A 26,486-nucleotide genomic window follows, 5' to 3' on the forward strand; every position below is an offset into this window, starting at 1 on the left:
GTTGTTTTTTGTTTTTATTATGGTTTTATGCAAAAAGCAGTAAAAAAGAAGGAGGTCTACGCTTTTTAACTTATTTAACAAGTTCATAACAACGGCTGTATTTTATGTTTTTCCGATGAAAATCTAGTCAAAATGATTGGTTTTTGCTTTTCTTGCTTGTGTAATTTTATCTTTAGCTGTTTTCTAATAGCTTGCCATGTGATCCCTTGTACTGAAGTAGTAAATAAAATTACTTAGTGTTACTAAGTTAACCCAAACTATGGATAGAACAATGAAAACAAAATTATCTATTATTACACTTGCACTCCTACCTTGCTTAGCCGCCGCTAAAGTGCCCGATGTTGGTGTGATGCAACAACAAGATGCAGCGACTAGTGATTCTTTAATTGTTAAATATAAAAAAAATGCCACCCCAGCAATGCGAAAGCATGCAAGATCTTTAGTTAGAGCTAAAATTTCAGATTTAAATAATGATGAAATAGATGACAGCTATACCTCATTACTTTCAGGTCGCCTTGCTAAGTTTAAAGTAGCGGGCATGAGCACCAAAGAAGCGATTGAGCGCTTAAAGTCGCACCAAGCCATTGAATATGTAGAACCTGATTATAAAGTTAGTATTGCGAATGTACCCAATGATCCCCGTTTTGATGAACTTTGGGGCTTACATAATGTAGGCCAGTCAGGTGGTACCGTTGATGCAGATATTGATGCTCCAGAAGCATGGACTATTTCTATTGGTAGCCGAGATGTAGTGGTAGGTGTAATCGATACCGGTGTTGATTATAGCCATAATGACCTTGCAAGTAATATGTGGGTAAATACCGCTGAAATTGCAGGAGATGGTATAGATAATGACGGGAATGGTTACATAGATGACATTTATGGTATCAATGCAATTACTGATAGTGGCGATCCAATGGACGACCAAGGGCATGGTACTCATGTGTCAGGGACTATTGGTGCAAGTGGCAATGATGCGATCGGTGTTGTAGGGGTAAACCATGAAGTGTCTATTGTTGGCTGTAAATTTTTAGCTGCTGATGGCACGGGGAGTACTTCTGGGGCAATTAAATGTATTGATTATATGATTAGCCTTAAAAATTCAGGTGTTAACCTTCGTGTGCTAAACAATAGCTGGGGCGGCGGCGGGTTTAGCCAAGCACTTGCTGAAGCGATTGATGCAAGCGAAGCGGCAGATATACTTTTTGTAGCTGCGGCAGGTAACGATGCATTAGACAATGATCTTAACCCTCATTATCCATCAAGCTATGAGCACGATAGTATTTTATCTGTAGCAAGTACAGATCGTAATGATGCTATGTCGAGCTTTTCACAATGGGGCTTAACAAGTGTTGATTTAGGTGCCCCAGGTACTGCCATTTTATCTACTGTGCCAGGAAACGCTTATAGTAGTTACTCAGGCACCTCTATGGCAACGCCTCATGTTGCTGGTGCTGCAGCACTTGCTTTATCAGTTAACCCAGATCTAACAGCGTTAGAATTAAAAGAGTTATTAATGAGTAGCGGCGATGCCAACGCAGCACTACAGGGTAAAACGGTTGCTGGTACACGATTAAATGTAAACCAAGCGCTAATTGACGCAGATCCAACCCCAGGCTTTAAACTCAGCGTTAGCCCTTTGTCACAGGAGATCACTGCGGGTGAGTCAGCAAGCTATACGTTTAGTGTAGGCTCAATTGCCAATTGGGATGGTGATGTTGCGTTTGCATTGACAGGTAATTTAGATTCAGCGTCACTTTCACGAAACACTGCTCGCCCAGGTGAAGAAGTACAGTTAGTAGTACCTACCACTGAAGAGACGCAGTGGGGTGAATATGAGTTTACCGTTACAGCAACGTCGGATGATAGAGTTAAGGAAAGCACTGTAAAATTAATGGTTAAACCTATGGGGTTGAATGATTTTACTTACAGCAGTGATGAAAATATTGCTATTCCTGATAATGCGCCAGAAGGTGTAAGCTCTGTAATTACGATTGCAGATGAGTTAACCGTTTTTAATACAGTTGCCGATGTTAACATTAGTCATACTTGGTCTGGTGATTTAATTGTAAAGCTTATCTCAGCGCAAGGCACTACAATAACGTTACAAAATAAAGAGGGCGGTAGCTCAGACGATATTATTAAAAGCTTCACTTCGGATGCATTTAATGGCGAAGTAGCCACTGGCGATTGGGCATTACATGTACAAGACACTGCCGGTGCTGATACAGGTAATATAAATGGCTGGTCACTTACTTTAAGTGCAATTGGAGAGGTAAGCCCGCAACCACCACGTGCTAGTTTTAGCGTTGAAACACAAGGCTTAACGGCTTCGTTTACCGATAGTAGCACAGATGCTAATAACGATATTACACAGTGGCAGTGGAGCTTTGGTGATGGTGCTACATCAACCGATGCAAGCCCTTTGCATGCTTATGCAGTGGCGGGTAGCTATGAAGTTGAATTAACTGTTACCGACAGCGAAGGCAATACCAACGCATCAACTCAAACTGTAGTAGTGAGTGATGTAGAGATTGAGCTAAGCCTTAAGCGCGCTAATAAATCACGCTTAGGCACAATGCGTGTAGAGCTAAGTTGGCAGCAAGTGGGTGCTCAGTCATTAAATGTATATCGTAATGGCGAGTTAGTAGGCACAACCTCAGATAACGGTCGTTATCGTGATTATGTACGTGGTGCAACACTACCTGCGTACGACTATCAAGTGTGTGTAACTGAAAACGTGTGTTCAAACATAGTGACGGTAACTTTTAACTAATAAAATAGTTACCTATTAATATGACACAAGCCCAGCAATGCTGGGCTTTTTTGTTTCAGATTTTATTAAAAAAGCGGCAGCTAATCTATTTTAGTTGTGATTTAGCAACTAACTAAGTTTATATTTACTCACAATTAGCCCGTTCACATCGGCGTAAAGCCAATCATTAGGCTCAATGCAGACGCTTAACATGGCAATAGCTTGATTATTTTCACCACAACCTCGCTTTAACGTACAGCGTGGTGTTGAGCCAAGCGCCATAATAGGTAAATTTAAGGTAGCAAGAATCTCAATATCTCGGCAACAACCATTTATAACTATACCTTCCCAGCCATTTTTTAAAGCACGCTCTGCCATAATATCGCCAATAAATGCAAAGCGTTTACTAGCAAAGCCGTTAATAACCAGCACTTTACCTACGCCATTTTGATGAAGTATTTCAGCGGCAAACGAATTGTCATCGGGGCACGTTACAGTAACGACTTGACCACTAAAGGTGGTTTTGTTGCCAAAGTGCTGTAATCCACAGTCGGCTACTTGTACGCTATCACGGTGTTCGTCGTATAGATCGGGAGTCGTGAACTTGTTCATATTTGCTTTCTCTGTTTAGTGAGTTATTTAACCACACCACTGTAAAAGTGGTAATACGAGACAAAAGAGTCAGTAACTTTAATTTATCTAGCGTTTGTGCTGCTTTGCTAAATTTAAACACTGAATGGCTGTTTACGCTTATTGCTTATAACTATAGTGATAATATTTAGCTTTGATAATGCTAGTTATGCACTGCAGATTAACGGCATGTTATTGTTAAAACAAAAAATTACTGTTAGTTTAGCTGCAAATTATTAAGTAGTACTTTAGGTTTAATATGGATTTTATAAGCAAAAATAAATATACACTTTATGGAGTCGCTGCAATATTACTGTGGAGCTGCTTAGTGGCATTACTACGGGATATTTCTGAGTTGTTTAGCCCCATTGGTGGTGCTGCGGCTATGTACTCTGTAAGTGCGATATTTTTAATTTTGGTTATGGGAGTGCCTAAGTTTAGTGGATTTTCGAAACGCTACTTGGTAGTAGGTACTTTATTATTTGTGTCGTACGAAATTTGCTTGGCACTTTCTATCGGTATGGCAAATAGCCGCCATCAGGCTATGGAAATGGCGGTAATTAATTATTTATGGCCCACGCTGACTATATTGCTCTCTATTATTATTGGGCGTAAAAAAGTAAGTTACTGGGTTTACCCAAGTATGATCATTGCTTTTTTAGGGGTTGCTTGGTGTATTACGGGCGATCAAGAAATGTCAGTCGATACGTTAGTTACTAACTTTGCTGATAATCCTGCTACTTATTTAATGGCATTAGCTGCCGCGTTTATATGGGCTATTTATTGCGTAGTAACGCAAAAAATAAGTAATGGTAAAAATGCTATTACGTTATTTTTTACTGTTACGGCAATGAGTTTGTGGGCGCAATATGGTTTTAGTAATGAAGCGCCATTAACGTTTTCAATCAGCTCAAGCATGACATTGTTACTTGCGGGTGTAGTTGTTGGCAGTGGTTATGCACTGTGGAATCAAGCGATTATTGGCGGTAACTTAATGCTGCTTGGAACGCTTTCGTATTTTACGCCGGTGTTTTCTACTATTATTTCGGCGTTGTATTTGTCTATTACGTTAAGTGCTTCGTTTTGGCAAGGAGTGGTGCTGGTAACACTTGGCTCGCTAATTTGCTACTTTGTAACGCGAGATAAACCCCAAAAATATAATGTAGAAGTAACGACTTAAATAAGCAGTCCGCTAAAGTTTAGTTACACCTAAAGCTCTTTTATAAGGGCTTTTGAACTTTATTTAGAGTTTTAACCTGCGTGAGTAAATTGAGCACTTTTTGCTGGCCAAATGTGTGTGCAAATTGCTCGGCTGTTTGGCCTGCTTTGTTTTGATGTGCGTTGTCGCAATCAAGTGATACCAGTGTTTTGGCTATACTAAACTCACCTCTAAAAATAGCGGCCATAAGGGCTGTGTTACCTCGGTTGTCTTCCATGCAAGCATTAGCGCCTAAGTGTAAAAGTGTGTTTACCGTATTTTTATTACCATGGTAAGTGGCAATCATTAATGCGGTGTAACCTTTATTGTTATAGCTGTCGATAGGAATGCCGGCACTTACAAATTGCTTAATTACAGCGGTATCGTTGGTACGTGCAGCAGCAAAGTAATAAGCAAATAAACTCTCGTATTGTGTTTGCGCTGAGTGTTGGTTTTCAAGTTGTGTACTAGGTGTTTGTGTATCCGTTGTATTTTGAGCGTAAACACTACTGGTAAAGCTTATTAGTAGCACTACTATAATTAATAAATTACGCATTACTTTATACCTTTTAAAAAGAGGAAGGGGATTGGTTGCCTCCTTCCTCATGGTTGTGGTTACTTATATAACAGCTTGTTTAGTTGGGACTAATGTTTTGTAACTTGCTAATTACAGGTTAGCTGCAAGCTGCTTAACTATTTTAATATCGCCATTAACGGCTTTAGTTAAACGTGTACCGTACTCACTATCAGCTTTGTAAAAGTGGCTAAGCATTTTGTGCTTAACGTTACTGTCTTTTATTTTTACTAAATCGCCCGCTAGGTTATTGATCAGATTAGTACGCTCTTGCTTACTAAAACCTCGGTATAAAACACCTGCTTGCGCGAAGTTTTGCTGCTTTTTAATGGCGGCTTGTTGTACGTAACCTTGCAGTTGCGTTTGGCTTCTACGGGCAATTGGGTTTTCAGCTACGTTTTCTTGGCTTGGTTGATAGTTTACGTTGCTTTGAGTATTACCATAGTTCATTGCGCCGTCTTGGTTGTAGTTAACTACCTCCACTTTTGCACGGTTAATTGGCAACTGTTGATGGTTAGCACCAAGGCGATACATTTGCGTATCTGCGTATGAAAATACACGCCCTTGTAATAACTTATCTTCTGAGGGTTCAATACCCGCAATAATGTTAGACGGTGCCATTGCTACTTGTTCTGTTGACTGAAAAAAGTTAGTTGGCATGCGATTAAGCGTTAATGTACCTGCCTTCACTTCTTTTACACCTAACCACATTTTTGTTGCATCTAATGGGTTGTAATCAAAGTCGTCAAGCTGCGACGGATCAAGCGTTTTAATGTATAGATCCCATTCTGGGAAGTTACCTTTATTTACTTCGCTGTATAAATCACGCGTTAAATGTTGAAAGTCTTGGCTTTGAACTTCAGCGACTTCTTTTGCATTTAAATTCTCAATGCCTTGTTTACTTACCCAATGAAATTTAACGTACTTAACATCGCCCGATTTATTGATCATTTTATAAGAGTGAACACCCCAACCATCCATTTTACGTAAGCTTGCTGGTGTGCCGTAGTCGCTATAAACCCACGTTAACATGTGAGTAGAGCCTGGTTCGTATGAAAAAAAGTCAAAAACACGGTTAGGATCTTGAATGTTATCTACAGGTGATGGCTTTAATGAATGGATCATATCTGGAAATTTAATTGCATCACGAATAAAAAACACCGGTAAGTTAAGGCCCACTAAATCCCAGTTACCTTGATCGGTGTAAAATTTAATCGCAAAGCCACGTGGGTCGCGCAGTGTTTCTGGGCTACCTTTTGAGTGAATTACCGATGAAAAACGTACAAAAACGTCAGTTTCTTTACCGGCCTCGGTAAAAGGTGCTGCCATGGTTAAATCATCTAAACTTTTAGATGCCACAAATACACCATGAGCACCCGTACCACGCGCATGTACCACACGCTCAGGAATACGTTCACGTGCAAAGCGTTGTAGTTTTTGAATTAGTTGTACGTCTTCTAATAACACACTGCCGCGCTCGCCTGCAGTTATTGAATTTTGGTTGTCGCCAACAGCTGCACCGTTGTCTTTAGTTAATGTAGCCGCGCTTGCTGGTAATGCCATCGCAAGTGTTAACGCGCTTAATGTTAGTTTTGTATTCTTGTTTATTGCGTTTAATAAAATATTCATGTCGACCTTATTATTTAAAATTGCCGGCAGTGCTGCTGGCTGTTTAACTGTTGAGGAGTGTATGAATATTCCTTTGTTCGGTAAAGTTGATTAAATAGATTGGAATAATTCATAAATAAGATTGCAAGAGGGGCTTAAAATATACTTTTAGATCCAATTTTAGGTTTATATATTTTTTGTAAACTTGATTAAATACAGCGGCTTTTAGTTTTGTTTATTTATGTTTGTAGTAGCGACAAGTAAATTCGTTCACTTTTTGTTGACATTCAAAAACAATAAAGGGAATATGCTCGCTAGCCGGGCTTATGCTCATCTGGTGTTTTGCACAAAAAGTAAATGTTTAAGGTAACCCAATGAACGCTAAAATTGATTTAGTAATATTTGATTGCGATGGGGTAGTCATCGACAGTGAAATACTCAGCGCTCAAGTGTTGATTGATATGCTTGCGTATTTAACGGTTAACATTGACCGCGGATATGTACAGCAACACTTTTTGGGGTGTAATTTTAAAACCGTAAGTCAAAAAATCCAAAACGCCTTTAATGTCACTTTGCCAAATAGCTTTGAAGATGATTACCGAGAAGCGCTCTTAAACGAGTTTGGTTCAGCGCTCAGTACAACCGATGGCATAAACGAAGTACTTAATAACTTAGCTGTGCCCAAATGTATTGCCACAAGTAGCAGTCCAGCACGTACAGCTAAAGCATTAGATATAGTTAATTTAAGTAACTGTTTTAGCAATACGATATTTACCAGCAGTGAAGTAAAGCGTGGTAAACCCGCCCCCGACTTATTTTTACATGCAGCTAAGCAAATGGGCGTAAAACCAGAGCATTGCTTGGTAATTGAGGACAGCGAAGCTGGCGTATGTGCAGCCATAAATGCCAATATGCAAGTACTGCATTACAGTGGCGGGCAGCACATGCAAACGGCCATTAACTATGTTCATAAAGCGTATCCAAATATTGCTCACTTAACTCATTGGCAGCAGTTTTTTACAGCTTATCCTGCACTTAAAAGTAAAAACATTTAAACGTGGCTACTTATACCAACACACATTTATAGGGTTTATAAGTGGCAAAATATAAGCGTTGTTAGTACTGGTATTAATTATAAAAACTAAAACAAGTGGTTACGCGTTTATAAAACTAAATTATAAGAAGCAAAGTCTTTAGGTATTAAGTACTTTGCTGTTAACAACTAGGAAATACCATGGCAACGAGTCCACACACACACACATTTAAAGATGTAAACGAAGAGCAACTTCCGGTTGCTAATAATAAGCTTCACGGCTGGAAACATTTTGCAGGGCTATACGCTGGTGAACATGTTGCTGCCACTGAATTTGTTATTGGCGCAACCTTTGTTGCATTAGGCGCATCAACCATCGACATTCTATTGGGGTTATTAATAGGTAACCTGTTAGCAATGTGTTCTTGGTGGCTAATTACGGCACCCATTGCAGTACAAACCCGCTTAAGTTTATATAACTACTTAAACAAAATTGCTGGTAACTCAATGACCAAGCTCTATAACTGGGCTAATGTAGTTATTTTTAGTGTTATATCGGCGGCCATGATCACGGTATCCTCCACCGCCGTGCGGTTTTTGTTCGACATACCCGCGCAGCTTGATTGGTATCCAAACAGCTTTTGGTTTGTCGCCATTGTTTTAGCCGTTGGCTCAATTGTTGTATTTGTTGCTATGTATGGCTTTTCAACCGTTGCTGACTTTTCAAAACTGTGTGCGCCCTGGCTATTTGTTATATTTATTGCAGGCTCGTTCGCGTTATTCCCTGAGCTTTCAAACCACGTATTGGGTTCTACCTCTTTAACTAGCTTTAGCGACTTTATGACCATAGGCGACTCCTCCATCTGGACGGGCACCAATGCCGATGGTGAAAAAGGCATTGGCCTATTAGAAGTGATTGGCTTTGCATGGGCTGCTAACTCAATTACTCACTTTGGTTTAATCGACATGGCTATTTTTAGATTTGCTAAACGCAAAAGCTATGGTTTGTTTTCTGGTGTGGGTATGTTTTTTGGTCATTACTTAGCGTGGATCTCTGCCGGTATTATGGGCGCAGGTGTTGCGGTATTACTTAAAACAACCATTTCGTCACTTGATCCGGGTGATGTTGCATACCATGCATTAGGTTGGACTGGCTTTGTTATTGTAATTATTGCCGGTTGGACTACAGCTAACGCAAACCTTTACCGCGCTGGCCTTGCAGCGCAATCTATTTTTGTTAATCAGTCACGTGAGCGCACCACCGCCATAGTGGGTGTGGTAACCGTAATAATTGCATGCTTCCCATTTGTATTTTCACAAATGCTACCACTACTTACCTACGCCGGTTTATTAGTTGTGCCAGTGGGCGGCATTGTATTTGCCGAGCATGTGTTATTTCCTAAAATTGGCTTAACACGTTACTGGGCTAAATATAAAAATATTACCCGCAGCATCCCTGCTATTGCCTCATGGGCACTTGCACTTGTGTTCGGTTTTGGCTTAAACGCAATTGATGTAATGTCGTTTTACTACTTGTTTATTCCTACCTGGATTTTCACCATCGTTATTTACACACTTTTAGCTAAAAAATACGGTGCCGGTGAAGATTACACGCAAGAAATTGCAGCAGAAGAGCAAGAGCAACGTAATATTAAAGAATATCAAGCAGCTGAGGCTAAAGACATTCCAAAGCCAGTAATTGACAGCTCTGTATTTACCAAAGTTCTTAATGGCATATCGACTATTTCATTGGTGATTATTTTTATATTTGCCAGCCAAGTGATGTTTTTCAGTGACACTATGGTGATGTACAGCGCTAATAAGTCGCAGTTCGAAATTGCCTGTTTTATTTGTACTGTTATTTATTTTGTTACTGCGTACTGGTCGTTAAAACGCCATAAAGTACTCAATACAGCATCGTAATTACTTATCGTAATACAGTATCGTAATTTATATTTTATTTTTGTTTAGTAAGGTCGCACCATGACGCAACATCAACACACAAACGCTCTTGTTACAGGGCTAAACCAACAGAGCTTGGCTCAATTACCAAGCCATGTTGACACACCAAGTTACGACCGTAGCGCCGTTAAAGCGGGGATTGTTCATATTGGTGTAGGCGGCTTTCATCGTGCTCACCAAGCGGTATATGTTAACGAGCTTTTAAAAACCCCAGGCTCTGAGCAGTGGGGCATATGTGGTGTTGGCCTGTTAGAGGGTAACCGTGGTCTGCGTGATATTTTAAAGCAGCAAGATTACCTTTACACGCTAACTGTTAGACACCCAGACGGTAAAATAGATAACAAAGTAATTGGCTCAATGATCGACTTTTTGTTTGCTCCAGAGGACAAACAAGCGGTAATTAATAAACTCGCACACAGCGATACTAAAATTGTATCGCTTACTATTACCGAAGGCGGTTATAACTTTAACCCGGCAACGGGCGAATTTGATTACAGCAATCCAGATATTATTAACGACATTAATAACCCGAACGACCCAATTACGGCGTTTGGTTACATTACTGCTGCGCTAAAACTGCGTAAAGAGCAAGGTTTGGGCGCGTTTACAGTGCAGTCATGCGATAACATTCAGCATAACGGTAACGTAACACGCAAAATGCTTTTAGCCTTTGCCACAGAGCAAGACAAAAACCTAAGTGAGTGGATTGAGCAAAACGTATCGTTTCCAAATGCGATGGTTGACCGCATAACACCGGTATCTAAAAAGAGTGATATTGATTACGTGGTTGATGCCTATGGTGTTAGCGACGAGTGGCCAATTACTTGTGAGTCGTTTACACAATGGGTAATAGAGGACACATTTAGTGACTCTCGCCCAAATTGGGATGTTGTTGGTGCACAGTTTGTAACTGATGTGACGCCTTATGAAACCATGAAAATACGTTTACTTAATGCTGGGCATTCTGTGCTTGGTTTATTAGGTTCAATTCATGGTTATGCCACAATTGACGAAACGGTATCTGATGAATTATTTGCCACATACCTACGTGCTTTTATGGATAAAGAAGTAACGCCAAACCTTGAACCGCTTGAAGGTATTGATCTTCAAAGCTACAAAGATACGTTAATAGAGCGTTTTGCTAACCCTAATATTAAAGACAGCCTGGCGCGTATTTGCAGTGAAAGCTCAGCTAAACTGCCTAAGTTTATTATTGCTACAATTAACGAAAACCTAGTACAAGGTCGAGATATATCGTTGGCTGCACTGGTTATTGCTACTTGGTGTTTATACAGCGATAAAGGTGTAAGTGAAAAAGGCGAAAAGCTTGAAATTCAAGATGCGATGTACAAAGAGCTTAATTCTTACGCGCAAGAGACTCAAACTAGCCCGATTGCATTTTTAAAGTTAACGAGCTTGTTTGGTAAGCTTGAGCATAACGAAGCTTTTACTGCAGAGTATAAAAAATCGATTGCCGCGCTATACGCACCTAATAGTAAAATTAAAGCCATTATGCAGGCTGTACTTGAGCAAAAGAGTAACTAATTATGAGTATTTTAATTAATCATAAATCAGGCGAAAACGTAAGTGTTAGCTGCTTTGGCGAAGTGCTGTGGGATTGTTTTGACTCTGGTAAACGCTTAGGTGGCGCGCCACTTAATATGTGTGTGCGTATTAACTCACTAGGCATTAAAGCCGACATGATCAGCGCTGTTGGCAACGACGAGTTAGGCGCTGAGCTGCTCGGCGAAATTGCGAGCAAAGGCGTAAGCTGCGATTATATTGCTATTAATAGTGACAAAAAAACCAGCACGGTTGAGGTAACACTCGATAGTGGTGGCTCAGCAAGTTATGAAATAGTGGCAGATACAGCGTGGGATAATATAGCGCTTACAGATGAGTTACTGAGTAAAGTTAAAAGTAGCGATGTATTTGTATTTGGCAGCCTAATAGGGCGAAGCGAAACGTCTTTGGCAACATTAAATCAATTAGTTGATGTAGCAAACTTTAAAGTGTTTGACGTAAACCTACGTGCGCCTCACTACACATTAGCAACACTCGTAGATTTAATGAACAAAGCCGACTTCATCAAATTAAACGACGAAGAGCTATACGAAATTGCTAAAGCTATGGGTTGTAAGTTTCATTCGCTTGAGCAAAACTTAGCCTTTATTGCTGCACAAACTAATACCGAATATTTATGTGTAACTAAAGGCAGCCATGGCGCATTACTCACCATTAAAGGCGAAAACTACTATAACTCAGGCTATTTAATTAGTGTTGTTGATACAGTTGGCGCAGGGGATTCGTTTTTAGGCTCGTTAATTTATCAGCTGTGCAGTAGTGATTGCGCACAACATGCGGTTGACTTTGCTTGTGCTGTTGGTGCTATGGTCGCCGAAAGTGCCGGAGCAACACCTACTTTAACGCATCAACAAATAAATGAGTTTATGAACCCATAAATAAATTGGTGATAAGGTATTATTAATTTTTATCGATAACTTATCGGGCAGAATAAAAAAGGCAGATTTACTCAGTAAAACTGCCTTTTTTATTACTCTAAATCTTTACATTCTGCACAGTTAACGTTCAATAAGGCCACGAAATAGGTCTAAGTTATTTTATTCGACTATAGTATTAGCTAAACGTCTTATAGTAAGAATATTAATCCTTTGTTAATGTTCGTCGATTATTCACGGAATGAAAGGCCGGAGCGGCAAACAGTGCGCTCTTTAATACAAATACAAAAAGAGAAACATGCTTTATGATCATCTTTTTTATCTGCATCACAATTTTAATACTGGGTTATAAATTTTATAGTCCCTTTGTTGAAAAGCAAGCAGGTTTAGACTCAACGATTGAAACACCACAACAGCGCTTTAGCGAAGGTGTTGATTACGTGGCTATTCATCCTGTGCGTGCATTTTTAATTCAATTTTTAAACATCGCCGGTGTAGGTCCTATTTTTGGTCCTATTCTTGGTGCTTTATACGGGCCCGTTGCACTAGTTTGGATTGTACTAGGTAACGTGTTAGGTGGTGCTGTTCACGACTTCTTCTCAGGTGTTATGAGTATAAAAGAAGACGGGAAAAGCCTGCCAGAAATAGCCGGACATTACTACAACATTGTATTTAAAGGCTTTATGCTGATATTTACTGCCATGCTACTATTTTTTGTAGGCGTAGTATTTATTATGAGCCCTGCGGGCTTATTAAGTAACCTTGATTTTTTTGAAGGTACAATGCTGGCAAATAACACCTTTTGGGTGTTGGCTATTTTAGCGTATTACTTTTTAGCTACCTTGCTACCAATTGATAAAATTATTACTAAGTTTTACCCAATTTTTGGCGCTTTAATGATTGTAATGACAGTTGCTATTGCAGTTTCGTTATTAATTAACGCACCACACTTACCTGTTGCAGGTGACTTTTTAGCTTACTTTAGTGGTGATCATGCACATGACTTTTTAGAGCCCAACCCGGATGGTTTACCTACGTGGCCATTGTTATTTATAACAATTACCTGTGGCGCTATTAGTGGTTTTCACTCAACACAAGCACCTATTATTGCACGCTGTTTAACAAACGAAAAATATGTACGCCCGGTATATTACGGCGCCATGATGTGTGAAGGTATTGTTGGTTGTGTTTGGGCACTTGCTGGTATTGCAGCATTCCCAGAAGGTTATGCAGGTTTAAAAGCATTACTTGATCAAGGTGGCCCAGGTTTAGTAGTTAATCATATTGCTAATAGCTACTTAGGTGTATTTGGTGGTGTTATGGCTATTATTGCTGTAGCTGTATTCCCAATCACTTCAGGTGATACTGCGTTCCGTTCACTGCGTTTAACTGTAGTTGATGCGTTTAATATTCCACAAAGCTTACGTAACCGTTTATTAGTAGCGATTCCAATTTTAGCAATTGCTTACTTTATGACTAAGCTCGACTTCTCGCTTATTTGGCGCTACTTTGCGTTCTCAAACATGCTGCTTTCTACTAGCGTATTATGGCTGGCAACTAAGTACTTGTTTGACCGCGGTGCATTCCATTGGATTGCCAGTATTCCTGCAGTAATTGCCACAGCAGTGACGCTTTCATATATTATGACAGCGGCAATTGGTCTTAACCTATCAAGTGATATGGGCAAACCAATTGGTGCAGTGGTAGCAGTGATTGGTTTTATTACACTTGCCATAGTGCACTCTAAGCACAAAGGTAGAGTAAAAGTTATTAATTAAAAAATGACTATAAATCATAAGTGTTAATTAAAAACGAGCAGTTAAACCTGCTCGTTTTTTTATGCCTAATAATAAAAGCTCCATCATACTTACGGCTAAATAACATGACTTAATTTAATGCTACCAATATAACTGTTATTATTTGTTAATTGCTTTAACTGAGTTAGGAAAAAAAATGAAAATAGCCGCTGATTTTAGTAAGCGCGTTGTTGTACATAGTGAAAAACTAGAGTGGGTAGCCTCGCCAATGGCGGGAGTACATAGACGCCCTTTGGACAGAGTAGGCGATGAAGTTGCCCGCGCTACAAGCATAGTGCGCTATGCGCCTGGAAGTGAATTTTCGCCGCATATACATACAGGTGGTGAAGAGTTTTTAGTGCTCGATGGCGTATTTCAAGATGAGCACGGCGATTACCCTGTAGGTAGTTATATTCGCAATCCTCCCCAGTCAAAGCACAAACCGGGATCTCAGGGGGGCTGCGTAATATTTGTAAAATTGTGGCAGTTTCAACCACAAGATAGACAGCATGTGTGTTTACACACTAAAAAAATGCAAGGCGTTACGCACCCCCAGTTTAATAATGTTAGCGTAATTTCTTTATATAAAGATAACTTTGAAGAGGTAAGCTTACTGCACTTTAAACCTAACGCCGACATGGTTATAAATGCAAAGGATGGGGCTGAGCTGTTAGTACTTGAGGGGTTGCTTAACGAGCAAACAGATACCCTTATTAAAAATAGCTGGTTAAGAGTGCCTATTAATAGCACTGTTAATGCTAAAGCAGGAAGTACAGGCGCAACAGTCTGGCTTAAAACCGGTTATTTAACTGATGTAGCAAACCAAATCACTCGATTAAAAAATGCATAATTAACCACTTCAAATGAAGTAGCAAAACACCCGTTATAGCTGATCTTTGAGTTGTATCAGTATGAGCGCTAAGCTATCACCTATACTCAAAGTACATTTATTGTAAGAGTACTTATTATGGTTGGTTTAACGCACGGTTTATCTATTGGCATTGAACGCTCAGGAAGTGAGTTTTTTTTAACACTAAAAGCAGTAGGCACATTAACTCACAAAGATTATAAGATTATTACGCCCATGATCGACTCAGCCCTAAGTAAAGTGGATCACCCTATAGTTAAAGTGCTGATAGATGGCTCACAATTAGAAGGTTGGGAGCTTAGAGCTGCATGGGATGACTTAAAGCTTGGGTTAAAACACGGTAACAATTTTAAAAAAGTGGCTGTTTACGGCAATAAAGAGTGGCAAGCAACCTTGGCCAAAGTAGCGGGCTGGTTTGTAGCAGGTAAAATAGCCTACTTTGAAAACGCCACCACAGCCATTGAGTGGCTAAAAGAGTAGTATTAATGTGTGGTAAGTATAAATAAAATAGCAGTAAAGTTATGTGTTTTTATTTTTTAACCTCGGCCCACTGGGCTTTTAGCCAGCGGCTTAGGGTAATAATATCGGTTTGTTTTGCTCGCGATTTTTTATATACAAAATAAAATTTACAGCCGGTTTCAACTCCATGCAATGGCAACTTAACTAAGTGGTTATCGTGCTGTGAGGCAATAAAAAACGCATCAATAAGCGTAATACCTAAATTATAACGCGCGGCTTCTGCGGCCAGTATAACGTGACTAAAGTGATTAACTCTTACGTTTTTAGGCAGCTCAAAGCCGCCGCTTTTACACCATTGCTGCCAGTCATTGGTGCTACGTTGCTCTGACTCATCATACTGCACCGACAACAGCGGGTGCTTCCATAATTCATTGGGCAGCGATTGATTTTTTAATTGCTGCCACATGCCTTTGCCACAAGCAGGGTAAAGCTTTTCTGCAAATAAAAATAAGCTGACAAACTCACCTTTAGGTGGCGTTGTGGTAATAAAACAATCGGCAACACGGTCGCTAAAATCCGCCTCATCTACAATCATATTTAAAGTTAAGTCGATATCTGGCGAGTCATGTTTAAAGCTTTCTAATCGCGGTATTAACCACTTTACAGCTAATGAGCTATAAAGTGCTAAACGAATATGCCCAGGCTCGCCGTAACGTATTTTTTGTGTGGCAGAGGCTAAACTGGTTAATGAATGACTCACTTCTTGATAGTAACGATTGCCCGCGTCGGTTAACGAAAAGCTACGACCACTGCGGTTAAATAGCGGCTCGTTTAAATATTGCTCTAGTAATTTAACCTGATGGCTCACGGCACTTTGCGTCACATTAAGGTGTTCAGCCGCTTTAGAAAAACTATTTAATCGCGCTACAGATTCAAAACACTGAACAGCACGTAATGGGGGTAATTTCATTATTAGTTAAACTCATACTAAAAGTATTTTAATCATTATACATAATTAAACGAATTGCTCTATGCTAGCGTTTTTAATTTGCGGGCACGGAGTAACAATGCAAAAAATATCGGTTGGCTTAGGCATGACATTACTTGTGGTGGGTAATATTATTGCGGTTTTTTCTGATGCTATAATCAAAACTTTACCAGCAGAAAGCCCCACGTTTCAGTTTGTATTTATGCGCCAACTTACCGCAGTATTAATTTTGCTCCCGTTTTGTTTGTCGGCGAATAAAAAACATTTATTTGCCGGTTTAAAATGGCATGCGGTACGCGGACATGTATGGTTATTTGGTATTATATTTATGGTGTTTGCGCTAAAAGCTTTACCGCTTGCAACCGCTAACGCTATTTTTTATGCAGCGCCTTTATTAATGCTGCCTTTAGCAGTAATGATATTTCGTGAACAGCTAACAAAAAGCAGCATAGCTGTGGCTGTTATTGGCTTTATAGGGGTACTTATTGTTATTCAGCCTACCGACATTAATTGGGCGGCTATATTTGCACTTGTAGTCGCAATTACACTGGCAATAAATAATGTACTAATACGAAAGTTACCTAAACACCATAGTATTATGCAAACTTTGTTACTTACCAATTTAGTAGGTATGCCTGTGGGATTAGGTTTGGCGCTGTGGGAAAACGAGCCATGGCATTGGGCCGCACTTATTACTGCGTTTGGCTCTACACTGTTTATTTTAATTTATGCGGGAATTTGCGTGTATGTTTATAGCAAAATCGAATCGAGCCAAGTTGCTAGCGCTGAATATAGTGGCTTAGTGGCGGCTGTCGTTGTTGGGTTATTTTGGTTTGGCGAAGTACCTACACTTGGCTTAATAATTGGCGCATCGTTAATTATTTTACCCTTAGTATGGTTGGCTAACGTACAAAAAAACAAACAGCGATTGGTTAAACGTCAACTCACAAAATAAACTACTGCGCGTGGTGTGCACTGCGCAGTAGTAAAAAGTCGTTTAAGCCAAATAAACAAATGTAAGTTAATTTTCGCTTATATTACTTTTGTAAACCAAACGGGTCGTCAATACTGTGGCTAGGCTCGGTAAACCATTTTGAACCACTGTCGGTCATATAAAAATGATCTTCTAAGCGCACCCCAAATTCATCCGGTATAACCAGCATTGGCTCGTTACTAAAACACATGCCAGCGGCTAGTGGCGTTTTATTACCGCCTACCAAATAAGGCCATTCGTGAATATCTAAACCAATGCCGTGGCCTGTACGGTGCGGGCAACCAGGTGTTTGATAATCAGGGCCTAAACCTTGCTCAGCTAAGTAGCTGCGCGCAGCTGTATCTACGTCTTCACATGGCACGCCAATTTTTGCTGCATTGAAAGCTGCAATTTGTGCTGCTTTTTCATTATTCCAAAATTGACGTTGGCGATCAGTTGCTTCACCAAACACATAAGTGCGGGTAATATCAGATAAGTAATCATGTACTTTACAGCCAGTATCAATAAGTACCATGTCGCCTTTTTTAAGGATTTGCGGATCTTTTACCCCATGCGGAAATGACGTTGCAAGCCCAAATAACACGATACAAAAGTAGTTACCCGGCGCGCCTACTTTTTGATGCGCTAGCTTTATAAACTCTTCAACTTCAGTGGTACTAATACCCTCGTGCAGCATGCTTGCCGTAGCTTGGTGAACCACTAAGGTCATATCCATAGCGCGTTGCATTAACGCCAGCTCATTGGCTGATTTATGCATTCTACAATGTGCTGTAACAGGTTGAGCATTCACTAAATTTAAGCCCGTTTGCGCTTTATTAATACCATCAAAAATAAAGAACTGCGCGCTTTCGTCAATACCAATAGTGCCATTAGCCGCAATACCCATTTCCGTTAATATATTAACAAATAACTGATATGGGTTTTGATGCTCTTGCCAACCACGGATTGGCCCGTCAATTACTTTAAAACCATTGAGTGAGCCAATTTCAAAATAAGGAGCTATGTATTGCACTTCACCTTTAGCAGGCAAAATTGCGCCAACTAAACGCTCACTTGCATACCAACGCATACCGGTAAAATAAGCCAGGTTAGTACCTGCATTTAAATAAATGGCATCAATGCCATTGTTTTGCATATACGTTTGCGCTTTGGCTATACGAGATAAATATTCTGCCGGTTGAATAGGGGTTAAATCGCTGGTCATATTGCTTAAGCTAGCGAGTGCTTGTTCTTTGGTTTGGGTGCCAATACCAATTGTGGTCATAATGATCTCCTCTTTTATGCGGCTATTGTGCTTGTGCGGCAGGTTAACTGCAAGTTGCTTGCGGTAAAACTTTGTAATCTGAGCATGTATTTAATAAAGCCAATGCGCTATATTAATCTAAGTGCTAGGCAGTTTGATTGCTGCGTATGTTGTTTAGTAAACTATAAAAATAAAAACAAAGGTGGTTGTATGGCTCTGTTGTGGTTGGGGGTTTTATTTATAATAATTGGCACTTTACCATTTGTACGCTGGTTAAAATGTAAAGTAAGTAAACGCCACTGGCGGGTTTGTGTTGTAGAACAAATAACTGCCGTGGCAAATAATCAAATAACAGCACCCGAAATGTTGCATCAGCCAACTATGCTAGTGAGTTTTCATTTTGATGGGCAGGTGCACAGTGTATTAGTGGAATATCGTGAAAAAATGTTTACCCGTTTTAAACAAGGTAAAACCTGCACACTGTTAGTTGACAAAAATAACCCGCAGCAGGTTTATAATAACGCAATACTTTGGCAAAGCTACGGGTTAGTATGGTTATTAGCCGGTATTAGTTTATGTGCTTTTAGTTATTTTAGTTTAATTTAGCTTGATTTAAATCCCCTCGTTATCCCTTAATAGCGTTTAAGTGCAGCGCTTTTGAGGGAGCTTACCATGCGTTTTATACTCTGTTTACTCTTCTTTTATCTCATCCTAACACTCGTTTTACAGCTACCAGATTAATTTTACAGTTGCGCAGATGATCAAAAAACTCGTCATTGGTTTAATTATTGCGCGGTGGTTTTTCACGCTGAAATGTAAGTAAGTGGGCTCATTGTTTCCTCTGTGTTTTTGTTATGTTTACTTTATGTTTGCCCTTGTTAATCAATGGTTTGTGACCCCTGTAAAATCTTATACTATCGTTGTTTGCTATATTGAATAACCTCCAGTGGTTGGATAAAATCCTTTTCAAATTGGTTATTACTGATCACAGCTCATTTACTACGAGTTATCGTAGCTGATCATTATTAGCGCCAAAACAGTTAGCTTAAAGTTAACAGCTATATGCCTTTAATTTTTACTGACACAAAGTTAACTAAAAACTCTACCTTTAAAAGTAACTAATTTCGTATTTGTAGCTAGCAACCAGCACTGCTTAGCTAAATTACGGCTGCATTTAATTAAATAGCGCTGCAAATACATTTAATGTAACCCCACAACGACTATGGTAAACATGAAATATAACAAACGAATTAAACCCTCTTTATCACTACTTTCAATATTATGCGCAGCTACAATGAGTGTTCACGCAGCAGAGCGCCCCGCTGGTTTATCGGATGAAGATATTGCATACGTTAAACAGTTAATTAATAATGAAATGCAAGCGCAGGATGAGGCTAAAGCTAAGCAAGAATTGGATAATGGGTTTGAATTTAATGGGTATTTTCGCTCAGGTACAAACACCATTATAGGGAGTGGCAGTAAAAATAATGGCTCTTGTTATTCACTAAACTACCCTAAAAATGATGGGGTTTATTATCGCTTAGGTAACGAATGCAGAGACTACAGCGAGTTTCAGCTGACTAAAAAACAGCAGCTAAATGGGGTTAATTTTAAAGCCGTATTTATGATGGACTTTGCCGGGGATTCAAGAGATCCAACCGCAACGGAGGAGTGGTCTAGACGCTCAAGGCAGCTTTATGTAGAAACAGACAACTTACTCGATAATGGTACGCTATGGATTGGCCGCAGATATTATTACGATAAGGCAGTTGGTAGCGTACATATATTAGATTACAAACATATGCAAAGCTCGGGTAACGGCGTGGGTGTGTCCGACATTACGGTAAATGAAACCGGTAAGCTGCATCTTGCTGCCATCACTTATGGTGGCGAGGGCGAACTTACAGGTAACAAAGCCACTGCAGATACTAACTATCAAAACTTTATGGCCGACGTACGCTATGAAATGGATGTAGGCGATGCGGGTAAAGTGGTATTTGCACTGCAAAACTTATTTGTAAATGATGCAATTGATGAAGCAGGGCTTACCGATGGCAGAACTTTTACAGTGCAATGGCAAAAGCAGTTAGGCAATGTTGATCAAAAAACAGTGATTCAATATGGTACCGGCGCCATGGCGCAAAACCCAGGCGCTGCCGGTACTGATGGCGGAAGCTTTGATTATGCGGCAGATAGCAGCTCAAGTGGCTTTCGTATTTTTAATAATGGCTTAGTTGATATTACCGAAAAATTCAAACTAGATTACATGGTAATGTACGAAAAATCATCTGATTACCACACCCTAAAAAGTGTTGGTGTGCGCCCGCATTATTCAATATCGCCGCATTGGAGTGTGCTTGGTGAAGTGGGTTATAACGCTTATCAAACTAAAACCAATGGCATTGAAAACGATGAGCAAACACTCATGAAATATGCGCTAGCATTACAAGCAACAGCCGACTCTACCGAGTATTGGTCGCGTCCATCGTTACGCTTTTATCTAAGTAACTTTGATTGGAATAAGGCTGCTGGGCAAGAGTCTGGGTTAAGTGTTGCAGGCAAAGAGGGTGATGAAAGTGCCTTAGTTGCAGGCGCTCAGGTTGAAATTTGGTTTTAATACGCAGTATTAATGCGCCATAAAAAATACAATAAAATAAGTTTCGTAGGCGCATTTAGTGCCTACGAAACGTTAATTAACCTCGCTATAAAATTAATCTAAACCATCACTTAATGGTTTTTCTTGGCAATGTTTGCTGGTGGTACGCCATAGGCGTGTTTAAATAATCGGCTAAAATGGCTAGGGCAATTAAAACCCAGCTCATAACACGCTTGGCTAACCGTGCGCCCCTGTAACAATTTACTATAGGCTTTTTTAAGTCTAAGTTGCTGCTGCCACAGTGCTGGGCTAGTACCAAACGCCAACTTAAATTGTTGATAAAACTTGCTGCGACTCATACAGGCAATTTTACACAGCCTCTCTATATCCAATGCTTCATTTAAGTGCTCTTCTATGTATTGCAACGCATTATTTACCGGTGTTTTAAGCTGCGGATTATTGCCATGTTTTAGTAATAAATCGCGACTTTGCTGCTGTAGCAAACGGGTAATAAGCTCGTTTAACGATAAGTCGATTAAATAACCTCGCTGCTCGTCGGGCTCACTAAATAAATGCACTATACGCGCTAAAAGTTGTTGGGTTTGGCTATTATGCTGGCTATGTACCAGCTGTGGTGTATAGGCAAATAAGTCATCGCTGGCAAAGCGTTGCTCAATATTGAGTGCATTAGCCACCTGCGTTATTTTATCTGTACTTATTTCTATGGCAAGGCAGGTAGTAGGCGCGTTTAAAGATGCTTGTTCAAAGTCAATTAACACCCCTTGCTCTGGTGCTAATACAAAGGATTCGTGAGGTAAAAATGCCTTATGGTATTGGCAGCTCTCTACATGCATTACCTTTTTACCACTAAGCATGGCGCAAAAAAGTAATTCTTTTGAATGCAAAGCTACTTTTTGTGCATTTTGATAAGTATCGTAAATACTTAGCTCGCTATTATCGGCAGCAAAGGTCACTTTATTTTCAATTAGCACCTTTAATTGCTGGCGTTGCTTATTTAATTGCGGAGTATGCATTTTAATCCCTTTTAAATCTGGACTCATAGACAACTTTTGTGGACAGCAATACATGCTTTTAAGTGTTTGATAGTTTAATGTCAATCAATGCTGATTAATTATAAAACAGCACTTGATTAAATATAAAGCAAAAAGACTTATTCAATAGCTCGACTTTTAGCTAATAACAACAAGAGAGTATCACTATGATTTATGCAAATCCAGGCGAAAAAGATGCACTAATTACCTTTAAAGCGCAATACGAAAACTACATTGGAGGAGAATGGGTAAAGCCAGTAAACGGCCAGTACTTTGAAAATATTAGCCCTGTAAACGGTAAAGTATTTTGTAAAGTAGCGCGCTCCGACAAAGACGATATTGAACTTGCGCTCGACAAAGCCCACGCAGTAAAAGCGCAGTGGGGTACTACATCGGTTACCGATCGTAGTAACGTATTACTAAAAATAGCCGACCGTATTGAACAAAATTTAGAGTTACTTGCAGTTGCCGAAACGTGGGATAACGGCAAAGCAATTCGCGAAACACTCGCGGCCGATATTCCACTAGCCGCCGATCACTTTCGTTATTTTGCAGGTTGCCTGCGCTCACAAGAGGGCGGTATTAGTGAAATTGATGAAACTACCGTTGCCTATCATTTTAATGAACCGTTAGGTGTAGTTGGGCAAATAATTCCGTGGAACTTCCCAATACTAATGGCAGCGTGGAAGCTAGCCCCAGCCTTAGCTGCGGGTAACTGTGTAATACTAAAACCAGCAGAGCAAACCCCTGCCTCTATTTTAGTGCTGATGGAAGTGATTGGCGACTTACTGCCAGCGGGCGTACTCAACGTAGTTAATGGCTTTGGTAAAGAAGCAGGTGAAGCCCTGGCTACCAACACCCGTATTGCTAAAATCGCCTTTACGGGGTCTACCCCAGTGGGTTCACATATTTTAAAATGCGCCGCCGAAAACATAATTCCATCAACGGTAGAGCTAGGTGGTAAGTCACCCAATATTTTCTTTAGCGATGTAATGGACAAAGACGACGCTTTTTTATCTAAAGCAATAGAGGGCGCAATACTGGCCTACTTTAACCAAGGTGAAGTATGTACTTGCCCATCGCGACTATTTATTCAAGAAGATATTTACGAGCAATTTATTGAACGCATTTTACAGCGCACTGCACAAATTAAACGTGGTAACCCGCTAGATACCGAAACCATGGTAGGTGCGCAGGCGTCTAAAGCGCAATTTGATAAAATATTAAGCTACATCGAAATAGGTAAAAAAGAAGGCGCCGAAGTACTTACTGGTGGCAACGTAGAGCAGTTAAGCGATGATCTTAACGGCGGATATTACATTCAGCCTACGCTATTAAAAGGCACCAACGACATGAGGGTATTCCAAGAAGAGATTTTTGGCCCGGTTATTTCAATGTCGACCTTTAAAGACGAAGCCGAAGCGTTGGCACTTGCCAATAGCTCTGAATTTGGTTTAGGCGCCGGTGTATGGAGCCGCAACATGAACCAAGCGTATCGTATGGGGCGTAAAATTGAGGCAGGCCGAGTATGGACTAACTGCTACCACATGTATCCGGCTCATGCCGCGTTTGGCGGCTATAAAAAATCAGGTATTGGTCGCGAAAACCACAAACTCGCACTGGGTCACTACCAACAAACTAAAAACCTATTAGTAAGCTACAGCGAAGATCCGCTCGGCTTCTTTTAATTTTAAGTACAAAGTTTAAATAAACAACCGTTAAGTAATGACAGCGCTGCATATTTGCAGCGCTTTTTTGTATATTGGTTTAATGAATTTAAAACGACTCAACCGCGTAAACGCTCCTAGCACTAGGATAGTGCGTACCATGAAATTACATAAAAGTTGTAACCCATACTCATTGAAGGTAAGCATCAATCGTGTTTTTGCACACTTTTCATTATATGTGTTCTTTTTTCCGTGTTAAAAAAGGGTGTTTCACACCAGCTAAATTTTATAATTAATACCTGTATAAATTGGCAATAGTTGCGGTTTTGTCCGATAACATTATTAAAAGTCGTTTTGGGGCATTTTAACAAGGGCAATTTTATAACACACGTAATTACTTGTTTACATTAGAGTTGTTTGATGGAATTATTAAGCTATGTAATATACGCCGTTTTGGGGGGTTATAAACCCCCATAGTGGTGTTCTATAAGCTGTTATACCGTTAAAAGGAAAAATTGACATGGAATTAGTTATACCATCACTGGAATTGAAGTCAGCATTCTTTGATTTCTTCGAGGATTATGCAGCAAACGACATTGGTAATATTGAATCGTACTTATTGGGAAAAGAGGATTTTTCTTCGTATATTCAAAGTTTAACTGATGAAAGTAACGGAATTAACTTACGTGAAGGTTATGTCCCATGCAGCCACTTTTGGCTAATTAATGATAATCGATCTATTTTGGGCGTGGTTCGTATTCGTCACAATATAAATAATGAGTTTCTAGCACTGGAAGCCGGTCATATTGGTTATGATATTGCACCATCATTTCGCCGAAATGGTTATGGAACATCGATACTCAAATTGGCTTTAATTAAAGCTAAGGAACTTGGGCTCAATCGAGTACTATTAACCGCTGACGAAGACAATGTAGCTTCACGAAAAATAATAGAAAGTAACGGTGGTAAATTTGAAAATATCGTAATGGGCAAGGTCTTTCCGGATCCATTAGCAAGGTACTGGGTGCGCTGTTAGAAACGGTATAACAAAGCAATCAACACGATGCTATTACACTCGGCATTCGCGGTTTAGAGTATAATTGGTTTGGAAAGTAAGTCGTTCGCACGTGTTATTGCGGCGTTATATGCCAGTCAAATTTAAGGAGCTACTGTGATACCTAAAAAGTTTGATAATAATGATATTTTTAAGTACGACTGTTTTTCTAATTTAGCTCGCACATTGAATAATGAAACGTTAGGTTTCTCAAAATTATCCGACTACAACGATCCATTTGAAAGTGAATTTTCTACATTTTTACATATCTCAAATACCGAAAAACGTAAAAATTTCATGGCGTCTGATGTTACGCAAAAAAAAGAACAAGATGTTTGGGATTCTTACCAAAGAACAATGGATTGGATAAATAACTACTTTAGTACGAAAAGGGTAACGTGTTTTAGTTACTCACCGATAGAACCTCTAATGTGGGCTCACTACGCTGATAAACACAAAGGTGTTTGTTATTGGTTTGATAAAACTGTTTTTGATCAAAATTATACATCAGGTGACGTTGTATATTCATCAAGTTTACCTAAATTACACTTGGATTTTGGGCGCACTAAAAATACAGAAGTAGAACGCCATTTAAATAATTTTATTTTTACTAAATCTCAATCATGGGCTTATGAAAAAGAGTTTCGTTTCTATATTTCAAGCGAAGAGTCAGTACATAGATTCAATCCTGAAGCTTTAAAATTTGTGATTTTGGGTATGCGAAGTGCATCTGAGGTTCGAAAGGTTCATGAAATAGTGCATAGTTTTAATCAACGGAACGGTGTTAATGTCCGCGTGTTGTATGCAAATATGTCATCAGATCGTTATGAAATGGAGATTAATTCTATGACAATCGAAAGGTTTGCCATTCATTGTCCGGAAAGAAAAGAAGTCGATGATTTTGACTTTTGGCAAATAGGCATATAAGTTGCTTAAACGGACACAAACAGCTGGCTGTGCTCGTTCCTCGCTATTATAGCCAGCCATTTTTAGCCGCTTAGCAAAGCGTTAGCAATCAGTTGCTGGATAGCACACAATATAGAGGTTGATTAGGGTTTATGAAAATTAAATTATTGTTTTTATTGGGGATTGGATTCCACGGTTTTGCTTTTGCAGAAAGTGGTTATGAAGTGTTAGTAACGGTAAAAGACGCAAAATCAGAGTTAGTATTCCCTGCTTTTGATGTTTCAAAAACCAATAAAAGTGGCACCTCTCAAGTTGGTGGTTGTACTTATTTGGGAAAGTTGACAGAGCAGGATGGAGCTAGCCTTTTACTAGAAGGGCAAATGTCTTGTGTTTATGAAGATGGCAACTCCTATATGGATATGCCGATATTTGTTCTTAGCTCTAAAGGCGATCGCGCTAGCATGGAGTTAGGTGATGATGAAACAGAAACGTGGAAATATTCTGTCGAAGTTAAGGTGTTGCCCTGAAGATGATATTGCTAACAAGTTGCTGCACGCGGACTCGATACAGTTGTCGCGGTTTTTGCTAAGAGAAAAGGCAGCAAAAACAGCACCAACTTACTCGCCGGTGAGCAAGGCGTTATG

At 39.7% G+C, this 26,486-nt stretch carries 22 protein-coding genes; 16 read left to right on the forward strand and 6 right to left on the reverse strand.

Going from position 1 to position 26,486, the window contains the following annotated elements:
- The first annotated feature begins 271 nt into the window (after positions 1-271).
- Entirely contained in the window at positions 272-2,776 is a 2,505-nt protein-coding gene (locus AAEZ22_RS02235) for a S8 family serine peptidase (protein ID WP_089369139.1), read from the forward strand.
- A 108-nt stretch (positions 2,777-2,884) separates the two neighbouring features.
- Here the strand turns inward: AAEZ22_RS02235 and AAEZ22_RS02240 are convergent, their stop codons facing one another.
- Positions 2,885-3,367, reverse strand: a complete 483-nt coding sequence (locus AAEZ22_RS02240; RefSeq protein WP_011329835.1) for a putative 4-hydroxy-4-methyl-2-oxoglutarate aldolase — start codon at positions 3,365-3,367, stop codon at positions 2,885-2,887.
- Positions 3,368-3,644: 277 nt separating this feature from the next.
- Here AAEZ22_RS02240 and yddG point away from each other — a divergent pair, with 277 nt between their 5' ends.
- Positions 3,645-4,565, forward strand: a complete 921-nt coding sequence (gene yddG, locus AAEZ22_RS02245) for an aromatic amino acid DMT transporter YddG (RefSeq protein ID WP_011329837.1) — start codon at positions 3,645-3,647, stop codon at positions 4,563-4,565.
- Positions 4,566-4,605: 40 nt separating this feature from the next.
- Here the strand turns inward: yddG and AAEZ22_RS02250 are convergent, their stop codons facing one another.
- Positions 4,606-5,139: an ankyrin repeat domain-containing protein gene (locus tag AAEZ22_RS02250; protein ID WP_089369141.1), complete on the reverse strand. Its 534-nt coding sequence runs from the start codon at positions 5,137-5,139 to the stop codon at positions 4,606-4,608.
- Between the two features lie 111 nt (positions 5,140-5,250).
- Positions 5,251-6,786, reverse strand: a complete 1,536-nt coding sequence (locus AAEZ22_RS02255) for a catalase (protein ID WP_089369142.1) — start codon at positions 6,784-6,786, stop codon at positions 5,251-5,253.
- Positions 6,787-7,139: 353 nt separating this feature from the next.
- On the opposite strand from AAEZ22_RS02255, the gene AAEZ22_RS02260 reads away from it, so the two are divergent.
- The 7 genes from AAEZ22_RS02260 (at position 7,140) to AAEZ22_RS02290 (ending at position 15,363) form a co-directional block, all read left to right on the forward strand.
- Complete coding sequence (locus AAEZ22_RS02260; RefSeq protein WP_089369143.1) at positions 7,140-7,820, forward strand: HAD family hydrolase; 681 nt, start codon at positions 7,140-7,142, stop codon at positions 7,818-7,820.
- 179 nt (positions 7,821-7,999) lie between these two features.
- Entirely contained in the window at positions 8,000-9,721 is a 1,722-nt protein-coding gene (locus AAEZ22_RS02265; RefSeq protein ID WP_179807724.1) for a purine-cytosine permease family protein, read from the forward strand.
- 60 nt (positions 9,722-9,781) lie between these two features.
- On the forward strand, positions 9,782-11,305 hold the full coding sequence (locus AAEZ22_RS02270) for a mannitol dehydrogenase family protein (protein WP_179807723.1): 1,524 nt from the start codon (positions 9,782-9,784) through the stop codon (positions 11,303-11,305).
- A gap of 2 nt (positions 11,306-11,307) precedes the next feature.
- Positions 11,308-12,222 (forward strand): carbohydrate kinase family protein, encoded by a 915-nt coding sequence (locus AAEZ22_RS02275; protein ID WP_011329842.1) that lies wholly within the window; start codon positions 11,308-11,310, stop codon positions 12,220-12,222.
- A gap of 302 nt (positions 12,223-12,524) precedes the next feature.
- Positions 12,525-13,997, forward strand: coding sequence for a carbon starvation CstA family protein (locus tag AAEZ22_RS02280; RefSeq protein ID WP_011329843.1), 1,473 nt, complete (start codon positions 12,525-12,527; stop codon positions 13,995-13,997).
- Positions 13,998-14,172: 175 nt separating this feature from the next.
- Positions 14,173-14,865, forward strand: a complete 693-nt coding sequence (locus AAEZ22_RS02285) for a cupin domain-containing protein (protein ID WP_011329844.1) — start codon at positions 14,173-14,175, stop codon at positions 14,863-14,865.
- Positions 14,866-14,982: 117 nt separating this feature from the next.
- A complete protein-coding gene (locus AAEZ22_RS02290) occupies positions 14,983-15,363 on the forward strand; it encodes a SpoIIAA family protein (RefSeq protein WP_089369145.1) in 381 nt (126 codons plus the stop codon).
- Between the two features lie 49 nt (positions 15,364-15,412).
- On the opposite strand, the gene AAEZ22_RS02295 is transcribed toward AAEZ22_RS02290, so the two are convergent.
- Positions 15,413-16,312 (reverse strand): LysR family transcriptional regulator, encoded by a 900-nt coding sequence (locus AAEZ22_RS02295; RefSeq protein WP_010553616.1) that lies wholly within the window; start codon positions 16,310-16,312, stop codon positions 15,413-15,415.
- 97 nt (positions 16,313-16,409) lie between these two features.
- Between AAEZ22_RS02295 and AAEZ22_RS02300 the strand changes: the two genes are divergently transcribed.
- Positions 16,410-17,285 carry a DMT family transporter gene (locus AAEZ22_RS02300; protein WP_010553617.1) on the forward strand — a complete coding sequence of 292 codons (876 nt, stop codon included), beginning with the start codon at positions 16,410-16,412 and terminating at the stop codon, positions 17,283-17,285.
- An 82-nt stretch (positions 17,286-17,367) separates the two neighbouring features.
- Here AAEZ22_RS02300 and AAEZ22_RS02305 read toward each other — a convergent pair whose 3' ends face one another.
- Complete coding sequence (locus tag AAEZ22_RS02305; protein WP_089369146.1) at positions 17,368-18,588, reverse strand: M24 family metallopeptidase; 1,221 nt, start codon at positions 18,586-18,588, stop codon at positions 17,368-17,370.
- A 189-nt stretch (positions 18,589-18,777) separates the two neighbouring features.
- Here AAEZ22_RS02305 and AAEZ22_RS02310 point away from each other — a divergent pair, with 189 nt between their 5' ends.
- Both AAEZ22_RS02310 and AAEZ22_RS02315 read left to right on the forward strand, forming a co-directional pair.
- Complete coding sequence (locus tag AAEZ22_RS02310; RefSeq protein ID WP_167376945.1) at positions 18,778-19,173, forward strand: hypothetical protein; 396 nt, start codon at positions 18,778-18,780, stop codon at positions 19,171-19,173.
- Positions 19,174-19,861: 688 nt separating this feature from the next.
- Positions 19,862-21,184, forward strand: coding sequence for a carbohydrate porin (locus AAEZ22_RS02315; protein ID WP_352296008.1), 1,323 nt, complete (start codon positions 19,862-19,864; stop codon positions 21,182-21,184).
- Between the two features lie 110 nt (positions 21,185-21,294).
- Here the strand turns inward: AAEZ22_RS02315 and AAEZ22_RS02320 are convergent, their stop codons facing one another.
- Positions 21,295-22,197 carry a helix-turn-helix domain-containing protein gene (locus AAEZ22_RS02320; protein ID WP_352296065.1) on the reverse strand — a complete coding sequence of 301 codons (903 nt, stop codon included), beginning with the start codon at positions 22,195-22,197 and terminating at the stop codon, positions 21,295-21,297.
- A gap of 185 nt (positions 22,198-22,382) precedes the next feature.
- Here AAEZ22_RS02320 and exaC point away from each other — a divergent pair, with 185 nt between their 5' ends.
- From exaC to AAEZ22_RS02340, 4 genes are all read left to right on the forward strand, one after another.
- Positions 22,383-23,903, forward strand: a complete 1,521-nt coding sequence (gene exaC, locus AAEZ22_RS02325) for an acetaldehyde dehydrogenase ExaC (RefSeq protein ID WP_011329851.1) — start codon at positions 22,383-22,385, stop codon at positions 23,901-23,903.
- A gap of 499 nt (positions 23,904-24,402) precedes the next feature.
- Positions 24,403-24,918: a GNAT family N-acetyltransferase gene (locus AAEZ22_RS02330; protein WP_352296011.1), complete on the forward strand. Its 516-nt coding sequence runs from the start codon at positions 24,403-24,405 to the stop codon at positions 24,916-24,918.
- 135 nt (positions 24,919-25,053) lie between these two features.
- On the forward strand, positions 25,054-25,863 hold the full coding sequence (locus AAEZ22_RS02335) for a DUF2971 domain-containing protein (RefSeq protein ID WP_352296014.1): 810 nt from the start codon (positions 25,054-25,056) through the stop codon (positions 25,861-25,863).
- 131 nt (positions 25,864-25,994) lie between these two features.
- Positions 25,995-26,369 carry a hypothetical protein gene (locus AAEZ22_RS02340; protein WP_352296017.1) on the forward strand — a complete coding sequence of 125 codons (375 nt, stop codon included), beginning with the start codon at positions 25,995-25,997 and terminating at the stop codon, positions 26,367-26,369.
- The last annotated feature ends 117 nt before the right edge of the window (positions 26,370-26,486 follow it).

Origin of the sequence: Pseudoalteromonas sp. 20-MNA-CIBAN-0454 (assembly GCF_040308685.1) — a bacterium.
Taxonomy (GTDB): Bacteria; Pseudomonadota; Gammaproteobacteria; order Enterobacterales; family Alteromonadaceae; genus Pseudoalteromonas; species Pseudoalteromonas nigrifaciens.

Bases quoted from the DNA above. Each gene is read 5' to 3' on its own strand.
- AAEZ22_RS02255 (WP_089369142.1), bottom strand. From the start codon at position 6,786: ATGAATATTTTATTAAACGCAATAAACAAGAATACAAAACTAACATTA.
- AAEZ22_RS02285 (WP_011329844.1), top strand. From the start codon at position 14,173: ATGAAAATAGCCGCTGATTTTAGTAAGCGCGTTGTTGTACATAGTGAA.
- AAEZ22_RS02295 (WP_010553616.1), bottom strand. From the start codon at position 16,312: ATGAAATTACCCCCATTACGTGCTGTTCAGTGTTTTGAATCTGTAGCG.
- yddG (WP_011329837.1), top strand. From the start codon at position 3,645: ATGGATTTTATAAGCAAAAATAAATATACACTTTATGGAGTCGCTGCA.
- AAEZ22_RS02310 (WP_167376945.1), top strand. From the start codon at position 18,778: ATGGCTCTGTTGTGGTTGGGGGTTTTATTTATAATAATTGGCACTTTA.
- AAEZ22_RS02340 (WP_352296017.1), top strand. From the start codon at position 25,995: ATGAAAATTAAATTATTGTTTTTATTGGGGATTGGATTCCACGGTTTT.
- AAEZ22_RS02270 (WP_179807723.1), top strand. From the start codon at position 9,782: ATGACGCAACATCAACACACAAACGCTCTTGTTACAGGGCTAAACCAA.
- AAEZ22_RS02260 (WP_089369143.1), top strand. From the start codon at position 7,140: ATGAACGCTAAAATTGATTTAGTAATATTTGATTGCGATGGGGTAGTC.
- AAEZ22_RS02330 (WP_352296011.1), top strand. From the start codon at position 24,403: ATGGAATTAGTTATACCATCACTGGAATTGAAGTCAGCATTCTTTGAT.
- AAEZ22_RS02320 (WP_352296065.1), bottom strand. From the start codon at position 22,197: ATGCATACTCCGCAATTAAATAAGCAACGCCAGCAATTAAAGGTGCTA.
- AAEZ22_RS02315 (WP_352296008.1), top strand. From the start codon at position 19,862: ATGAGTGTTCACGCAGCAGAGCGCCCCGCTGGTTTATCGGATGAAGAT.
- AAEZ22_RS02280 (WP_011329843.1), top strand. From the start codon at position 12,525: ATGATCATCTTTTTTATCTGCATCACAATTTTAATACTGGGTTATAAA.
- AAEZ22_RS02275 (WP_011329842.1), top strand. From the start codon at position 11,308: ATGAGTATTTTAATTAATCATAAATCAGGCGAAAACGTAAGTGTTAGC.
- AAEZ22_RS02300 (WP_010553617.1), top strand. From the start codon at position 16,410: ATGCAAAAAATATCGGTTGGCTTAGGCATGACATTACTTGTGGTGGGT.
- AAEZ22_RS02250 (WP_089369141.1), bottom strand. From the start codon at position 5,139: ATGCGTAATTTATTAATTATAGTAGTGCTACTAATAAGCTTTACCAGT.
- AAEZ22_RS02265 (WP_179807724.1), top strand. From the start codon at position 8,000: ATGGCAACGAGTCCACACACACACACATTTAAAGATGTAAACGAAGAG.
- AAEZ22_RS02240 (WP_011329835.1), bottom strand. From the start codon at position 3,367: ATGAACAAGTTCACGACTCCCGATCTATACGACGAACACCGTGATAGC.
- AAEZ22_RS02305 (WP_089369146.1), bottom strand. From the start codon at position 18,588: ATGACCACAATTGGTATTGGCACCCAAACCAAAGAACAAGCACTCGCT.
- exaC (WP_011329851.1), top strand. From the start codon at position 22,383: ATGATTTATGCAAATCCAGGCGAAAAAGATGCACTAATTACCTTTAAA.
- AAEZ22_RS02235 (WP_089369139.1), top strand. From the start codon at position 272: ATGAAAACAAAATTATCTATTATTACACTTGCACTCCTACCTTGCTTA.
- AAEZ22_RS02290 (WP_089369145.1), top strand. From the start codon at position 14,983: ATGGTTGGTTTAACGCACGGTTTATCTATTGGCATTGAACGCTCAGGA.